Here is a 16,359-nt window from a genome sequence, read left to right as displayed (position 1 = left end):
GCATCTAATTGGTGTTTATGGGAAAGTTTATAATTTATAGAAATATCATACGATAAAAATATAAAAAAGGCCTTTCTCAAATCGAGTAAGGCCTTTTTCGTTTAAAATCTCAATATCTACAATGGTAATCAGTCAAGAATCAGAAATTGTTGAAAGTGTTTTAGCTCTAGGAAATCACATTGGAAATACTCCTTTGTATGAGTTGCAACACATTTCGCCCAAGAAATCAGTACGAATTTTTGCTAAGTTGGAATGGATGCAGTTTGGTGGAAGTGTGAAAGCGAGACCTGCTTATAATATCATCAAACAAGCAATACTCAATGGCGAGTTAGGAAATGGTAAAATCCTCTTGGATGCTTCAAGTGGAAACACAGCGATTGCTTATGCCACTATTGGAGCACGTCTCGGCATACCAGTGACAATCTGTTTGCCAGAAAATGCTTCATGGGAACGTAAGATGCTATTGAAAGGCCTCGGCGTTTCCATTGTTTATACATCCAAGTTTGGCTCTACGGATGAAGCACAAGAGAAAGCTTTAGAGCTTTTTCAAAATGAACCTAACAAATATTTTTTGGCTGATCAATATGGTAATGAGAACAATTGGAAGGCGCATTATGATACGACCAGTGAAGAGATCATCTCTAAAGTAAATGGAAGCTTGACTCATTTTGTGACGGGCTTGGGAACGACAGGATCGTTTACGGGAATCAGCAAAAGGCTGAAAGAAGTAAATGAGGGCATCACCACCATCGCATTACAGCCAGATGGTGCACTGCACGGACTGGAAGGCTGGAAAGACATGGAAACTGCTAAAGTTCCAGGTATCTATGACCCTTCGCTTGCAGATCGGTTCATGAATGTGGATACTTTTGATGCTTACGAAACCTTGAAGCTTGCAGCTAAGAAGGAAGGCTTGATGATTAGTCCTTCAGCTGCGGCAAACCTAAAAGGTTCATTGCAATTGGCTGAAGAATTAGACGAGGGAGTAATTGTGACCTTATTCCCTGATAATGCAGAAAAATACAGTGAAGTGATCAAGTCATTGTTTTAAAATGAAAAAACAAATTCAAGTATCTGAAGAAATCTTAGAAGAAATGCATAGACACGCTTTGTCGGATTTCCCTAATGAATGTGTCGGATTTTTCTATGGAAAATCTGAAGGTGATACCAAAACAGTAAAGGAGTACGGACCGTTAGAAAATAGCAAGGAAGGGGATCAGCGCAGACGATTTGAAGTCAATCCACTGGATTATATGAAAGCTGAAAAATATGCCTTGTCGAATCAGCTGGAACTTTTGGGAATTTATCATTCTCATCCTTTGCATCCGGCCATTCCGTCAGAGCATGACCTGAAGCAAGCAGTACCATTTTTTTCGTACATCATCGCTTCGGTAAATGAAACAAAAGTTGAGAAGACAACTTCTTGGCAACTGAATGAAGAAAATCAATTTGAAGAAGAATTATTAAAGAGCAATAAATAGCATCATGGCAAATATTATTATACCTACACCATTAAGAAAATTTACCAACAATCAGGCCTCTGTAGAATCTAACGGGTCTACAGTACAACAGTCAGTGGAAGATTTGGCTAAGCAATTTCCAGATTTGAACAAACACATTTTTGATACCGAAGGAAGAATCCGCCAATTCATCAGAATCTATGTTGGTGATGAGGATATTAACGCATTGGAAAAAGAGAATACCAAAGTGGATAGCAGTTCAGTGATTAGTATCATTCCCGCAATAGCAGGAGGAACCCAATAACCCCATAACCATGGCAGAAGTGAATTTTTCAAAAGAAGAACTCGAACGATATAGTCGCCATTTGATTATTCCAGAGTTTAATATAGAAGGCCAGAGAAGGCTTAAAGAAGCCAAAGTGCTTGTGGTTGGTACAGGTGGTTTAGGAAGTCCTTTGCTCCTCTATTTAACAGCCGCGGGCGTTGGGAATATTGGTATCCTTGATTTTGATGTAGTCGATGATAGCAACTTGCAGCGACAGGTGTTATTTACTGTTGACGATGTAGGTAAACCAAAATCTGTGGCGGCAAAAGCTAGATTGGAAAAACTAAATCCTCATGTGAATTTCACCGTGCATAATACCATGCTGACTTCTGAAAACGCATTGGATATTGTGAAAGACTACGACGTGGTAGCTGATGGAACCGATAACTTTCCAACCAGATATTTAGTGAATGACGCTTGTGTGATCTTGGACAAAGTGAATGTGTATGCTTCTATCTTTAGGTTTGAAGGACAGGTTTCAGTTTTTAATTACAAAAAAGAAGATGGTGAGTATGGTCCGCATTATCGCGATCTATTCCCAACTCCACCACCTCCAGGGCTCGTGCCAAGTTGTGCTGAAGGAGGTGTGATTGGGGTACTTCCCGGAATCATAGGCTCTTTGCAAGCCAATGAAGTATTGAAGGTTGTAAGTGGAGTGGGAGATCCATTAGCAGGTAGATTGTTCTTGTTTGACGCACTGTCTTTTGAGACGCGCGTGATGAAAATTCATAAAAACAAGAACACACCAGCAGTGACCGAGTTGATTGACTACGAAATCTTCTGTGGATTAGGCGAAAAGGAAGAAGAACAGACAGTAAAAGAAATCACAGTAGAAGAATTAAGTCAGTGGAAAGCAACTAAGAAAGACTTTCAGTTGATTGATGTGCGAGAAGGTTACGAATATGAAATCGCAAACCTAGAAGGAGAGTTGATTCCACTGGGTGAAATCGCAGACCATGTCAATGATATTCGCTCAGACGTAGATGTGGTGGTACATTGCCGAAGTGGCAAACGAAGTGCAGATGCCATCGTTCAATTGGAGAAAACAGGTTTCAAAAACCTTTATAATCTGAAGGGAGGAATCTTAGCATGGGCTGAGGAACTAGACCCTGAAATGGCAAAGTACTAAATTGTATTCCTAGTAAATATTAAACAAGTGAAACCCTGACAGTAGTCAGGGTTTTTTCTTTTTTGATCGATCGACACCACTGATGGCTTTTGCTTCCAATGGATTCTCTGGCCAGGCGTGCTTTGGATATCGTCTTTTCAATTCTTTGCGAACTTCAAAATAGGCATCAGACCAAAAACTTTTTAAATCTGATGTAACCTGAACTGGTTTGAAGCCAGGCGATAGCAAATGCATCAACAAGGAAGTGGTTCCATTGTTCACCTTTGGAGTTTCTAATAAACCAAATAGTTCCTGCAGTCTGACCGCGAGTACAGGTGGTGCACCGTCTTGAAAGTATTCTATTTTAATATTTGACCCACTGGGTACTTCTACTTTTTCGGGTGCTAATTGATCTAATAAACCTTGCTGTTCGATTGGGAGGTGATAGTGAAGTACTTCCTTCAAATCTATTTTCTTTAGGTCTTCTGGCTTTTTGATTTTATTCAGGTAAGGCTTCAACCATTCTTCATTTGTAGACAATAAGTAAGCCTGACTTACATCTGGCCAGTTTGCTTGTGGACTCCATCGCCTCAGGCTGAGTATTCTGTTTTGCCATTGTATCACTTCTTTGTCCCAATTGAGTAGGTGTTGTCCTTCTGATTTCACGGCATCACAAATGGCTTGTTCCAAATGTTCTGGGTCAGGGTCGGGGAGAGGCACTGATTGCAAGACAATACTTCCAATTCTCAATTCCTTATTGGCGATTAAGCCTCCATCCTTGGTATCCCATTTTATCACTTCCATGCTTTTGACCATAGGTGCCAAGTCTTTGGGGTTTAAAGGTGAAGCCATAAATATTTTACCCATACCATCTCTGGCATCCATGTGTGCTATGGCTAACCATGATTCATGTGCTAGGTCATCACGATGTCCTGCCATAGCAATCTTGCCATTAGATAGTTTGAATTGTGCATTGTTACCTGGTCTGGCAAATGCGATTCGTTCAGGGTAGGCCTGAGCCAATAAAAGCCCTGTTTCGTAAGGATCTACTGGTGAATTATCCACTTCCGCCATTTGAAACATCCTGCGATAAGACTCCGCTATTTTTTCAATTCGACTGAACTTTCTACTGAGCCTACTTTCTCCTCTGAGTCGGCGAAGTACAATAATCCGTTCGTTGATGTCTATTCCTGATTCAGGTCCCAGAGGATCTCTTTCTTCAATAAGAGCGGCTATATCGGTAGCCAAAGGCAAAAGCACTTGATCTTCTGCTTCTATCAGCATGTGAGCAATTCTGGGATGGCACGGAAGCGAATGCATGCGTTCGCCGTGCGAAGTGATTTTGCCATTATTTAACGCATGGAGCTCGTGTAGAGAAGCTTGGGCTCTTTGCATGGTTCCAGAAGGAGGTGGAGTAAGCCATGTCAGTTGATTAGGATCAAGAATACCCCACTTGGCTAAATCAAGAGCCAAAGCGGAAAGGTCTACCTCTAAAATCTCAGGTGAGGCATGCAATTCCAGTCTGTCTTGAGTGGCTTTAGACCACATGCGATAGCAGGCACCGGCGCTTAGACGTCCGGCTCGTCCAGCTCTTTGATCAGCGGAGTCTTTTGATATTTGGATGGTGTGCAGTCGTGAAAGTCCAGATTTAGGGTCAAATTTCGACGTTCGTCCAAATCCTGTATCCACTACTATTTTGATTCCTTCTATGGTTAAACTTGTTTCAGCGATTGATGTAGCAAGTACCACTTTCCGCTTGCCATTTCTGTCAGGCATAATGGCTGCCATTTGCTTGCCGTGTGGCAATTGTCCATAAAGTGGATGAATGGCAAAACCTTTTAATCTACTTCTTAGTATTTCTTCGCATTTTCTAATTTCTCCCTGTCCTGGAAAAAAAGCCAACACGTCACCCTCATTCTCTTTGACTGCCTGTTTGATCACTCTTGCAGTCAATTCAGGAAGTAAAGTCATGTCCGTATCTCCAACGTATTTGATGTCCACTGGATATTGCCGTCCTTCACTTTTAACCACAGGACACTGAAGCATACTGCTCAACTGCGGCATATCAAGTGTCGCAGACATGATGAGTATTTTTAAATCAGGCCTCAGTACCTGTTGAGCTTCCCTGCACAACGCAAGTGCGACATCGGCATGAATGCTACGCTCATGAAATTCATCAAATATCACCACGCCAACTCGCTCCAGCGAGTTATCGCTGTGAATCATACGGGTCAAAATACCCTCTGTGAGTACTTCTATTTGAGTTTGGTCAGAGACTTTGTTTTCGAATCGAATCCGATATCCTACTCTTTGTCCGACCTTTTCTCCTAGCAATTCTGCCATCCTAATAGCCACAGTTCTTGCAGCTAAGCGCCTAGGTTCTAGCATTAATATTTTTTGGCCATTGAGCCAATCTTGTCCTAGAAAAGTGAGGGGTAGCAATGTGCTCTTTCCAGCACCAGGAGGAGCATTTACGATTTGAGTATTGTGTTCGGTGAAATTATTTCGAATTTCCTCTACGGATTCGGTAATAGGTAAGTCTATGTTTTTATATGCAAATGTCAATCTTTGATCTTTTTTGAAACATTGCGAAATTAGGAGAATCAAGACTGATTATTTGTGTTTTTTAAAAACTTAACCAGAATTTCATTACAAATAAAATTAGATGATCGGGTAAATAATATTTTGGTTTTTGCTAATTTCTGCTCCTAAACCAAAATCCCCCGTTCAACTAGAATGACCAGCTTTCAACCCATTCATGCTTATCGAAATCTTTATCAGTCAACTATTTCCTATATTATCAATGGTGCTGTAACTAAGAACAAGTGAGCGGAAGCATAAATCTCATATATGACAAGACTCTTAAAGTTATCATGGATTTACTCCATGTGAAGAGTGCTGCTATATTGAGTGTGGGAGAGAAGGGGTTGAAAATCGAACGATTCTTGTCCAAAGGAAAAGTAAAATCGATGCAAAATTCCGATGAATTAGATAAGGCTATCATTGATTTGAAAGAGCCTGCATTGATTTCTTCTAGTGTTTTTAAAGATACAGATATAATTAAAATTGTTGATGGGACGCATTATTATGCTTTCCCATGTATGGATAGTCATTCCAACATGATTGCATTAATCTTGCTTCCTATTGTCAAACTAAAGGAATTCAAGGATGAAAATTATTCATTGGTACATGTAGTAGGCCAACGATTGTCTGTAGAACTTGAAAAAAGTAGAGTCATTGAGGAGCGTGAAAGTTTAAGTGAATTCAACGCTACTATTTTAGAATCTTTAGATGAAGTGACATGGGATTATTCAATTAAAAAAAAGCGAATTCTTTGGTTTGGAGCAATATTTAAAGTATTTGGATATCATAAAGAAGTTTTGGGCACGTCACTTAGTTTTTTTCTAAGTAAGGTTCATCCATCAGATAGAGTGGTTCTTGAGGATAAATTGATCATGAATCAAAAGTCTGATGAAAAGTTTTTTGTTGATTTTCAATTTGAGAATTTGGCTGAAAAATTTAACTGGTTGCGGATAGAAGGTATGATGCATAATGATAAGGCTGGAAAACCTGAAAGAGTTATCGGAGTAGTGAAGAGTGTGCATCAGGAAAAAATGGCCGATATGCTAAAAATTAGAGCAATGATCAAAGCTAAAGATGATGAAAGAAAAAGGATAGCTTCTGAAATTCATGATAGCTTAGGTCAAACACTATCTGTGGCTCGTTTGGAATTAGATTCCTTATCAGAGCTTTTAAAGGACGATTTATTTTCGAAAAAGGTCAAAAGTGTTTCAGGTTTAATCGCAGGTGCCATACAAGAAAGTCGAGCTATTTCTCATGATCTAATGCCTCCCGCATTGGTTGATTACGGACTTATTCCAGCCTTGGAGACCATGATTAGTCAGCTGGATAGATCTTCAAAAGTGAATTTTACATTTTTTCATAACAACATTGAAGAGCGTTTTGAAGAAGATTTTGAAACCAATGTTTATAGAATTTGCCAAGAAGGTGTCAATAACATTTTGAAACATTCCCAAGCAAAAAATGCAACAGTTCAGGTCATTCGGCATCCAAAATATGTTTACGTTAGTATTGAAGATGATGGAATTGGGTTTTCTCAAAAAGGAGAAAATGAAAACGTATCTGGATTAGGATTAAGGAATATGGCAAACAGAGTAGCCTATTTAGGAGGTAAAATAGACTTCGAGTCAAATAACGGATCAATCATAACCATAGAAATATCAATTTAACCATGAATACAAAAATTTTGCTAGTAGATGATCATAAGATCATGAGAGATGGAATTAAAGCTATTATTACCGAATCTCCTGACTATAAGGTAGTTGCAGAAGCCTCAGATGGGGTAGAAGCATTAGAATATCTGGCTAATAATAAAGTGGATATCGTTGTCATCGACATCAATATGCCAAACCTTGATGGTGTAGCATGTACGAAGGCAATTAAAAGTAATAATGAATCTACATTGGTTCTGGCCATGAGTATGTATGTGGATGAACAACACATAGTGAATATGCTAAAAGCTGGAGCTAATGGTTATATATCTAAAGACGCAGGAAAAAAAGTACTTCTGGAGGCTTTGGACACTATTCGTAAGGGTGAGGCCTATCATGGAAAAGAAATTACAAAGGTAATAATGTCTGAGTTTTCGAAAACGAAGGAAGAAAAAATGAAGGAAAACCCCCTTGATTTTTTAACTAGCCGTGAACTCGACGTATTGAAGCTCATCGTAGAAGAAAAATCCAATTATGAAATAGCCGAACAGCTACATATTAGCATCCGAACTGTCGATGCCCATAGGCGAAATTTGCTTCAGAAAACAGGTGTGAAGAATGCTGTTGGACTTACCAAATTTGCCCTCAAACATGGTATATAGGCCAATAGGTACAGCCATAGAGTTTATCTAAGTGATTTGCCTAGATTAAATTTGGGTATCAGTACCTATTGCAACCATCCTTTTAGCAATCTACTTTTGATCTATAATAAACATTTAAAAGTTTGTTACTGACTTAACCTTTAGAATTTATGAGTTTAGCTATGGATGGTATAATTGCAATTCCAAGAAATGAGAATCTGAATACAACATTAGATCATAGAAGATTTAGGAATTACATCATCAAAGCTACAGGGCATACACCTTTTGTTGCGCTAGAAATGGCCAATCGTTCACTGCTGATTAAAGGAAATTCAAGTCCTGAAAACCCAGAAGAGTTTTATGAAAAAGTAGATAAGTTATTGGCATACTTTATTGCTGAAGGACGAAACTCATTGACAGTAAATTTTAGTTTAGATTATTTCAATACTGGTTCAGCTCGCAGTTTGTACCTATTGATGACTCAGTTGAAGGAGCATCGAGAAAGTGGGATGGAGGTAAGTGTGAACTGGTATTATAAAATAAACGATGAGGATATGTTGTTGTCAGGCAAGAATTTTAGCAGCTATACGCAGTTAGATTTAAAGCTAATACCAACTTCACCTATGAAATATTAATTAAGAAAAAATAATGAATTAGAACCAAAACCATGAGGAAATATTGAAAGAAGAAATTCAAGGTAAACCAACCTAACCGTCTTTCTAACCTACCTTCCAGGATTTTTTCAACCACTATTTCAAATATTTCTAATTGGTTTTGGCTTTCTCTAGAATTTAATCAAATCAGTTATACAAAAAAATCAAAGTCATGAGAAAATTAATTTCACTTTTACTAGTCGTTTTATTTTTAAGTACAATAGTAACTAGTTGTGTAGATGCACAAGCAGATGAAGTGTATGATAATGTAGTGCCAGAAAAAACCCAGGATGGTGATGGAACGGATCATCAAACTTCAGGGCCGTTGTAATTATTGACCTAAAATGTTTATAACAATTCCCTAAACCAATCTAACCCTTTTTATTTTTGAACAATGAAGTTGAAGCTGTTCATATATATATTCTTAACTATTCTAATTGTTTCTTGCAACGATTCTATCGAACGCGATGCTGAAGAGTTATACTTGGAAGCAGCTGAGATGTACAAAAATAAGCAATACGAAAAATCAGTAGAAAAGCTAGATTTCATATTGAACAATGAAGATTTGGATCGAACTATGCTTGTTTCAAAAGCATTCTATTTAAGAGGTTTTATAAGTTATTTAAGCAACGATTCCAAAAAAGCTTACTCGGATTATTTGGATGCCATAGACATTGCAGATGCATTTGGCGAGAATAAAATGGTTTCACGTCTTAATAATGAAATTGGACAGATATTTTATGAAAGGGAACTCTATGGTCAAAGTTTGACCTATTTTAAGTTGGCATTAGAACAATCGGATAGAGCTACGTATCAAGATAGAGCTTATTACAATTTTGGGGTTGGGAAATCTCTTGTACAACTCAATCGATTTGACGAAGCCATGGACTATTTAATTGATGCAATTGAAATTAATAAGCAATTGCGAAACAATGATGCACTCGCGGGTGACTATATCGAGTTAGGAAAGTTACAGAGAAGAGTTGGGAATTTTAATTTGGCATATAACCACTTTGAAGCCGTTATTGTTTTAGCACCAATAACCAATAATCCTAATAAGTATTTATGGTTGGCAAACAACAATATAGGAAATATGGCTCTTGAAACAAACCAACTGGACAAATCAGAAAAACACTTAAAACGAGCGCTAGAATATAACAGTAATGAAACCCAACTTTGGGTAACCTATAATAACTTGGGTAAATTGTATAATACTAATGGAGAATACCAAAAGGCTTGGAATTGTTTTAAACAAAGTTTGGCTTACAATAGCAAAAAGGGTGAAATGAATGAATTGGCCATAACCAATAATGCTTTAAAGAAAACCTTTGAAAAATTGAATCAACCAGATAGTTTAATGCATTATACCATGCTGATCAATGATATGGCTCTACCTATGATACAGACCAAATCTTGGTTAAAAGATGAAGAAGAGAAGATCGCCCTGCTGACCAAATATCAGGACTACGAGAGGGAAAAGTCCGAAAGGGAGCAATATGCGAAGACCTCTTGGTTGATGGCATTTATCATGACGTTCATTTTTGTCTCAGGAGTACTTTCTATGCGTCTGTGGAAGATCTACAATTACAAATCATCTCAAAAGGGACATGCACTGATTAAAAATTCTAGCGAAATGGTTTACCTTCTCGATATGTTCAAAAAGGAAAAAGACGAGATGAAGAAAGTGATGGATCAGAAAATAGGTATCTGATTTTCTTATGCATTTTTATACTCATCAATTAGTTTATTCTTGACTCTGATGAGTTCGTTGAGTCCTTCTATGTGCTCTTTCAAGAGTTGAATCTCTATATCCTTTCCAGCAATCACATTGTAAATGCCTTCTTGGGATTCTACATTTTCTATAGCTTTTCCTACTTCATGATAGTCATCTATCAGCATTTCACCTTTTCCAGTAATCAACCATATGGGATTGAGTTCAGGATAACGAGCACAAATTTGCTCTAAAATATCTGTGCTAACGGACCCATCTTTAGCTACTTCTGATTTAAGTACTTCTTGTCCAACACCTATTGTTTGATCTAATTGATCAGAACTGATCGATTCCTTTTGGATAAATTTTAAAATTCGATGGATGATTTTCATTTTCTCATAGGCTGAAGTTGGAGAAGTGAAATTACCTAAAAAGCTATATATATTAGATCAACAGAATTGAAAATATTAATTTTTAACCTGTCTAAATTTTAACAAGTGTCTGATATAAGCGCTTAGGTATAATACCCATTTAATTGAATTAAGTGATTTTTTAGTGGTTATGGAATAGAAATTGGATTAGAGTTCATATTTCTAACTAAAACTGAATAATCATGAATATTGAAAATCCTAATGTGTCACTGAAGGTTATTGAAGATGCCTTGACAGCAGAAGTAGCAAGAAAAAAAGCTACAAAAAACGTATTGCAATGGTTCAATCAGATAGACGCTGAAGAAGAATTGGTGCCTATAGATAAACCAGCTGAGTTGTTAGCCTTGATGATAGACGCCAAAGGTGATCTGTTGGATAGAAATGAATTGTCTATTGTAAGAGAAATGTGCGGTTGATATGAATTGGACTATAATTGATTGAATCCTCGTCAGATTTTAGACGGGGATTTAAAATTTATATCTGATTTGAAATTTTACATCACTTCTGGTTTGGCCTTCTATTTCATTTAGTCCAGAACCTATGCTGGACAAATCCCTATAATCGTATCTTCCATATCTTGCCCAAACGGTCATTTTTTTAGTGGGCTTGTATTGTAGCATCACATAGCTACGAGTGCCCTGATTTGCATACGCAGGAATTGAAAATACATAGAGCAGATCCTTTTCAAATACGTATTGTCGATTTTCGTAATCTTCTGTGTCAAACAATGCGAATCTGGTGCTAATAGTAAATTTGCTGATTTTGATATTGAAATCCTGAATGACAGCAATGCCTTTGGTTTGACTGCCGGATAGATCGTATGTGCTGAATTGTACTCTTGACTTTAGTGTAAAGATTTCATTGGCTGTAAAATCCAAATTACCCGCATAATTTCGTTTCACACCATTTTCGAGCAGGTGCAAATTTCCATCTTCGGTAGATACTGACACTTCTTTGGCTTGCTCTCTAAGTTGAGCATAGAGTTTGATTTTTCTGGTTGGCTTGTATTCAGCTCGAATCAAATATTCATAACCTTGAGAAGGGGAATTGACTCCGAATCTCAGCCAGGGGAATTTAAATCTGTCATAATAGGCCGAAAATGAAGTTCGTTTACTAGGCGTTACTTTAATCCCCCAATACAATCCTTCTTCATTAATATTCCTAGAGCCCTCACCAAATGAGTTGCCATAGAATGAGTGGTAATTTTTAGCATAATTTCTATAGATGAAACTCATTGAAATAATGGGAGAAAGGCTGCCCATAAACCCACCTACGATTGCTGTTCCTCCGGATTTTGATCGAGCTACCTCTGAGAATAGTAAGAAGTTGTGCCAATTGTAGTTTGCAAAAACACTCGCATTATAATTGTTGTCTCCTTTGAATTCAAATTGGTTGTAGTTGTTCGGCGTTTTTTGAATTGGTATTGAAAAACTGTTGTGTAAGAAAGTGGCACCGAACTGTAAATTTCTGTTTTTTAAATCATTATATGTAACATTCATACCAGCAGATTGCTCTTGGATTCCCTTTCGAGAGTCTAATTCGCTGTATGTTCTATGCATACCAATATCTTGTATGCCGGTGATATATTCTTCGTAATCTCCTTCATAGTCTCGGGACCGAATTACGCCATCTTGATTGAGTCTAGAATAAAATGGCGTGATTTCAATGTTCTTTATGGTGTAGGTAAAAGCCGCTCCACGCATAAAACTGGTTTCTAGGGCAGAGGTGTATGGTCGCAATCCAGAATTGCCCCGTTTGACGGTTGTGATGGTTTCTGCTCCTTTGCCAGGGTTGAATCCTGAACCGAGAACTAACCCTTGACCAAACTGCATTTGATAATCACCCAAGGCTACGCTTTTGAATGAGCCTTTTTCATATAAAAACATATGAAATGAATAATAATCAAAGCCATATTGCTTGGCATCATGATCAAAAACCAATTGTTCTCCAGGATCCTTTTCAAAAGTAAGACCGATACTAAAATCCTTTGAATGGCTGGATCGAAATCGTCCGTAAATTTTATGTGGAGAACCTAAGTATCGAGAGGAGTCAGACCTTCTATATCCTTCTTGTTTTTCTAGAATTCTTTCGGTTCTGACAATCAAGTAGTTGTTCTTTTCTGATGCAATTCTTTTTAATAGATGCCCTCGAGTGGAGTGGTCTCCTGGAGACCTTACTTCGACAAATGGCAAAAGGTTGTTAATCGTAGTTCGATCAAACCCTTCGATCACCTGAAGCTCATATATAGAAAGAAGAGGACCATTGGTTTCCAAATAATCCATCAGATTATTTATCTGATTTATGTTGAGCTGAAATAAGGTGTTGAGCTCGTTTTTGGTGGTTTCATTAAGATTTATAGGATTTGAATAGAGTTGATATAAAGTCTCGTATAGATCTTCGTAGTTGATGTCTTCATCAGGTACTTGAAACAAATCCTCGATAAACTCTTGAATGTCAATGTCATTTCGGTCGTTCTGCTGTGCCATGAGATATGGCAAATTCATAAAGCTCATTAACAACGCTATGGTGAGAAGCTTTTTCAATCACTTAAAATATAGCCAATTGAAATTTCATGAATTCCTCCCAAATCTGGATTGTTGTTGTAGCTATAGTCAGCTTTCAACTTCCCAGGATAAAAACCTAAGCCAAAGCTGCTTTCGAATGGTTTGGTTTTGAATCCAGTTCTGAGACTTAAATTTTCAAGAATTTTATATTCAAGACCCAATCTGAGTACAGCATCTTTGTCAACTTCTTTTTCTACTTCAGCATTGAGCATGAGATCCATACTCGGTCGGTAACTCAATCCTGTTTTCATGATGGTTGGAATTCGCTCATCTGTAACTGTGGAAAGTTTAGCCTGATTAAGGTTAGATACATGAGCGCCAAAATAGAGTTGTTCGGTCAGCTCGGCTCTTCCTCCGAAATCAATCATCGCTGTTTTTCTACTGCCGGCACCTTCGATATTGAGCTGATAATAACTCACATTTAACCCTAGGCTAACAATGCCAAACTGGTTGCTAAAGCCTAGATTGAGTCGTTGCTCATTGTACAAATCATCTCCAAAACGAAACATACCTAGTCCTGCTGTTCCACCTAAAATAGGATAGGCAGCACCAAGGGCTAAACTGGTAAACTCCGATATTCCGTACTTGTTTTTGAAAGAAGTAAAGATAGCTTTCTCTTGAAAATTTGCTAATCCACCGATATTATTGAACAAGGACCATTCGTCTCCCAGCGTGACTGAAGTGCCTCCAATTGCGGCTGATCTTGCACCCATGGCATAGTTGCCATTTTGAGCCTGAGATTCAGGCTGTATGAAAATATAAATAAGCCCAAGTAAGATGAGTTTTTTCATTAGATGCAAACTAATAATTCTTATTTTCAATTCATGGCATTTTGCAATAATGTAATATTGCCTATAGAATTTCAACTATGAGTATCGCCTTAGATAATATCCGGACAAACAAGAGTTATGTGCTCACCAATTATGGCGAGCAATTCGAATTTACAGTAGTTGAAATAAAATCTGCAAATGAATTTTTACTCAAAGACCTAAATACACTAGAGTTTTACAATATGTCCGAATTGATAGGATATGGCAAAGGAAAAGACTTCAGTATTTGGGAAAAGTAATCTTTGACCTACCTATTTGTGATATTTGCCCATCTCGAATAAAGCCATTTCTATTCAATTTTACTTTTGAATTTTAAAAGTAAGAGAATAATGAATTTATTGAATGCTTTAGGCATTTTAAGCTTAAGTTTCGCGCTTGTAGCATGCCAAGCGAAAAGTGAATCTTCTGATTCAAACATTCCAGATAGCCCTATCCAAGAATGGAATGCAACAGTGTATCTTGAAATGCAAAATCAATTAGGAGAAGGTGCCATTTGGAATCATGAAACCAATGAATTTTGGCATATTGATATTGAAGGTAAAAAGTTTTTTACAACCAATATTCAAACTCAGGAACAGAAGTCTTTCGATGTAGGGCAAAGAATAGGTACGATAGTTCCGAATAATTTGGGTCAGGCCGTAGTCGCTCTTCAAAATGGTCTTTTTACTTATGATTTTGAATCAAATACTCAAGATTTAATAGTTAATCCACTGGATTCTTTATCCAACATTAGATTTAACGATGGGAAATGCGATCCAGCCGGAAGACTTTGGGTTGGTTCTATGGGGTTAGAGCAAGAAGCCTATAGAGCATCTCTTTATAGCTTGGACCAAGGTAAGGCTCAACAACAATTAGATAGTATTACCATATCTAATGGAATTGTTTGGGCCAAAGATCAAAAAACGATGTATTATATCGATACACCAGATGAGAATGTAAAAGCATATGACTATGACGTAGTTACAGGTAAAATTTCAAATGAAAGAATAGTCATTGAAATAGGAGGCTTAGGATACCCTGATGGTATGGCTATCGACTCGGAAGACATGCTGTGGATAGCACTATGGAACGGTAATATGGTCGGGAGATGGAATCCTCAGAGTGGTGAATTGATAGGTAAAGTAGATGTGCCAGCTCATAACATTACATCTTGTGCATTTGTGGGTGCTCAACTTGACTCTTTGATTATTACCACGGCAAGGGTAGATATGAGTGAGGATGAGTTGGAGAATTTTCCTTTAGCTGGTAGCTTGTTTGTGGTAATGCCTGGCGTAACAGGTGTAGAAAGTACTTTTTACCAAACAGGTCCAAGAGCCCAATAAAAATATAATTGTATGCTAAGTGAAAGGCCTGCTCTATGAGTGGGCCTTTTTTGCATAGAAGTATTTGGGAAATTCGTGCATTTCAAAGGTATCAATTACCTTTATCGCTTCAAGTAACAATCTTAAAAATCTTAGCTACCCATGAAGCAATATCACGAATTGATGCAAAGAATTCTGGATGAAGGTGTTCAGAAAGGAGACCGGACAGGAACAGGAACAAAAAGTGTATTTGGCCACCAAATGCGTTTTGATTTATCTGAAGGTTTTCCTGTCGTTACGACCAAAAAATTACATCTAAGATCTATTATTCATGAATTGCTTTGGTTTCTAAAAGGAGATAGTAACATCAAATACTTGAAAGAAAATGGTGTGTCCATTTGGGATGAATGGGCAGATGAAAATGGAGAATTGGGACCTGTATATGGCGTTCAGTGGAGAAGCTGGCCTACGCAGAGTGGTGAGACCATTGATCAAATCAGTCAATTGATCCACGATATCAAGAACAATCCAAATTCCAGAAGATTGATAGTCAATGCTTGGAACGTAGCAGAAGTAGCGAATATGGCTTTACCTCCATGCCATGCATTTTTTCAGTTTTATGTCGCTGATGGCAAGTTGAGTTGCCAATTGTATCAGCGTAGTGCAGACGTTTTTTTAGGAGTCCCGTTCAATATAGCCTCTTATGCTTTGCTCACGATGATGGTTGCTCAAGTATGCGAATTAGAGCCAGGTGATTTTGTGCATACCCTTGGTGATGCACATTTGTATTCTAATCATATGGAACAAACAGAATTGCAGTTAAGCAGAGCGTTTAGGCCATTACCTCAGATGAAAATCAATCCCCAAGTGAAAGACATCTTTGGATTTACCTATGAGGACTTTGCATTAGAAAATTATGATCCTCATCCGCATATAAAGGGTGCTGTTGCAGTTTGAATTCTCTAATTCAATGCTATTCAATAATTCAATACAATAATTTCTAAATTGCTGTAATAAAAATAATATTCAGACAACTAATCACCTGATGTAACGATTATCTCATAAACTCAGTCTAATGAGTATTTGTGAGAATCTATACCGAA

At 37.7% G+C, this 16,359-nt stretch carries 17 protein-coding genes; 13 read left to right on the top strand and 4 right to left on the bottom strand.

What is annotated here, in order from left to right; all coding sequences use genetic code 11:
* The first annotated feature begins 121 nt into the window (after nt 1-121).
* From ABJH98_RS08800 to moeB, 4 genes are read left to right on the top strand one after another with little or no spacing between them, the layout of a single operon-like run.
* Nucleotides 122-1,051 carry a cysteine synthase family protein gene (locus ABJH98_RS08800; RefSeq protein WP_348307292.1) on the top strand — a complete coding sequence of 310 codons (930 nt, stop codon included), beginning with the start codon at nt 122-124 and terminating at the stop codon, nt 1,049-1,051.
* A 1-nt stretch (nt 1,052) separates the two neighbouring features.
* A complete protein-coding gene (locus ABJH98_RS08795) occupies nt 1,053-1,481 on the top strand; it encodes a M67 family metallopeptidase (protein ID WP_348307291.1) in 429 nt (142 codons plus the stop codon).
* A gap of 4 nt (nt 1,482-1,485) precedes the next feature.
* Nucleotides 1,486-1,764, top strand: a complete 279-nt coding sequence (locus ABJH98_RS08790; RefSeq protein WP_348307290.1) for a MoaD/ThiS family protein — start codon at nt 1,486-1,488, stop codon at nt 1,762-1,764.
* Nucleotides 1,765-1,774: 10 nt separating this feature from the next.
* The gene (gene moeB / locus ABJH98_RS08785; RefSeq protein ID WP_348307289.1) at nt 1,775-2,914 is read left to right on the top strand and encodes a molybdopterin-synthase adenylyltransferase MoeB; all 1,140 of its coding nucleotides are present in this window, start codon (nt 1,775-1,777) and stop codon (nt 2,912-2,914) included.
* A 45-nt stretch (nt 2,915-2,959) separates the two neighbouring features.
* Here the strand turns inward: moeB and hrpB are convergent, their stop codons facing one another.
* Nucleotides 2,960-5,458, bottom strand: a complete 2,499-nt coding sequence (hrpB, locus tag ABJH98_RS08780; RefSeq protein ID WP_348307288.1) for an ATP-dependent helicase HrpB — start codon at nt 5,456-5,458, stop codon at nt 2,960-2,962.
* Between the two features lie 260 nt (nt 5,459-5,718).
* Here hrpB and ABJH98_RS08775 point away from each other — a divergent pair, with 260 nt between their 5' ends.
* The 5 genes from ABJH98_RS08775 (at nt 5,719) to ABJH98_RS08755 (ending at nt 10,130) form a co-directional block, all read left to right on the top strand.
* Nucleotides 5,719-7,143, top strand: a complete 1,425-nt coding sequence (locus ABJH98_RS08775; RefSeq protein ID WP_348307287.1) for a PAS domain-containing sensor histidine kinase — start codon at nt 5,719-5,721, stop codon at nt 7,141-7,143.
* 2 nt (nt 7,144-7,145) lie between these two features.
* Entirely contained in the window at nt 7,146-7,787 is a 642-nt protein-coding gene (locus tag ABJH98_RS08770; protein ID WP_348307286.1) for a response regulator transcription factor, read from the top strand.
* Between the two features lie 149 nt (nt 7,788-7,936).
* Nucleotides 7,937-8,401, top strand: a complete 465-nt coding sequence (locus ABJH98_RS08765; RefSeq protein WP_348307285.1) for a DUF1987 domain-containing protein — start codon at nt 7,937-7,939, stop codon at nt 8,399-8,401.
* Nucleotides 8,402-8,591: 190 nt separating this feature from the next.
* Entirely contained in the window at nt 8,592-8,750 is a 159-nt protein-coding gene (locus ABJH98_RS08760) for a hypothetical protein (RefSeq protein WP_348307284.1), read from the top strand.
* Between the two features lie 63 nt (nt 8,751-8,813).
* Nucleotides 8,814-10,130 (top strand): tetratricopeptide repeat protein, encoded by a 1,317-nt coding sequence (locus ABJH98_RS08755; protein WP_348307283.1) that lies wholly within the window; start codon nt 8,814-8,816, stop codon nt 10,128-10,130.
* Between the two features lie 5 nt (nt 10,131-10,135).
* Here ABJH98_RS08755 and ABJH98_RS08750 read toward each other — a convergent pair whose 3' ends face one another.
* Entirely contained in the window at nt 10,136-10,522 is a 387-nt protein-coding gene (locus tag ABJH98_RS08750; protein ID WP_348307282.1) for a hypothetical protein, read from the bottom strand.
* 221 nt (nt 10,523-10,743) lie between these two features.
* Here ABJH98_RS08750 and ABJH98_RS08745 point away from each other — a divergent pair, with 221 nt between their 5' ends.
* The gene (locus ABJH98_RS08745) at nt 10,744-10,977 is read left to right on the top strand and encodes a hypothetical protein (protein WP_348307281.1); all 234 of its coding nucleotides are present in this window, start codon (nt 10,744-10,746) and stop codon (nt 10,975-10,977) included.
* Nucleotides 10,978-11,028: 51 nt separating this feature from the next.
* Here ABJH98_RS08745 and ABJH98_RS08740 read toward each other — a convergent pair whose 3' ends face one another.
* Entirely contained in the window at nt 11,029-13,047 is a 2,019-nt protein-coding gene (locus tag ABJH98_RS08740) for a helix-hairpin-helix domain-containing protein (RefSeq protein WP_348307280.1), read from the bottom strand.
* A 53-nt stretch (nt 13,048-13,100) separates the two neighbouring features.
* The gene (locus ABJH98_RS08735) at nt 13,101-13,916 is read right to left on the bottom strand and encodes a hypothetical protein (protein ID WP_348307279.1); all 816 of its coding nucleotides are present in this window, start codon (nt 13,914-13,916) and stop codon (nt 13,101-13,103) included.
* Between the two features lie 77 nt (nt 13,917-13,993).
* On the opposite strand from ABJH98_RS08735, the gene ABJH98_RS08730 reads away from it, so the two are divergent.
* The 3 genes from ABJH98_RS08730 to ABJH98_RS08720 all read left to right on the top strand — a co-directional run bounded on the left by ABJH98_RS08730 (nt 13,994) and on the right by ABJH98_RS08720 (nt 16,213).
* A complete protein-coding gene (locus tag ABJH98_RS08730) occupies nt 13,994-14,194 on the top strand; it encodes a hypothetical protein (protein WP_348307278.1) in 201 nt (66 codons plus the stop codon).
* Nucleotides 14,195-14,284: 90 nt separating this feature from the next.
* Entirely contained in the window at nt 14,285-15,277 is a 993-nt protein-coding gene (locus ABJH98_RS08725) for an SMP-30/gluconolactonase/LRE family protein (RefSeq protein WP_348307277.1), read from the top strand.
* Nucleotides 15,278-15,418: 141 nt separating this feature from the next.
* Nucleotides 15,419-16,213 carry a thymidylate synthase gene (locus ABJH98_RS08720; protein WP_348307276.1) on the top strand — a complete coding sequence of 265 codons (795 nt, stop codon included), beginning with the start codon at nt 15,419-15,421 and terminating at the stop codon, nt 16,211-16,213.
* Nucleotides 16,214-16,359: the final 146 nt, after the last annotated feature.

Source organism: Reichenbachiella sp., assembly GCF_039969095.1.
Lineage (GTDB): Bacteria > Bacteroidota > Bacteroidia > Cytophagales > Cyclobacteriaceae > Reichenbachiella.
The sequence above is the reverse complement of the archived record's forward strand: the minus strand, read 5'-3'. Positions and strand labels throughout refer to the sequence as shown.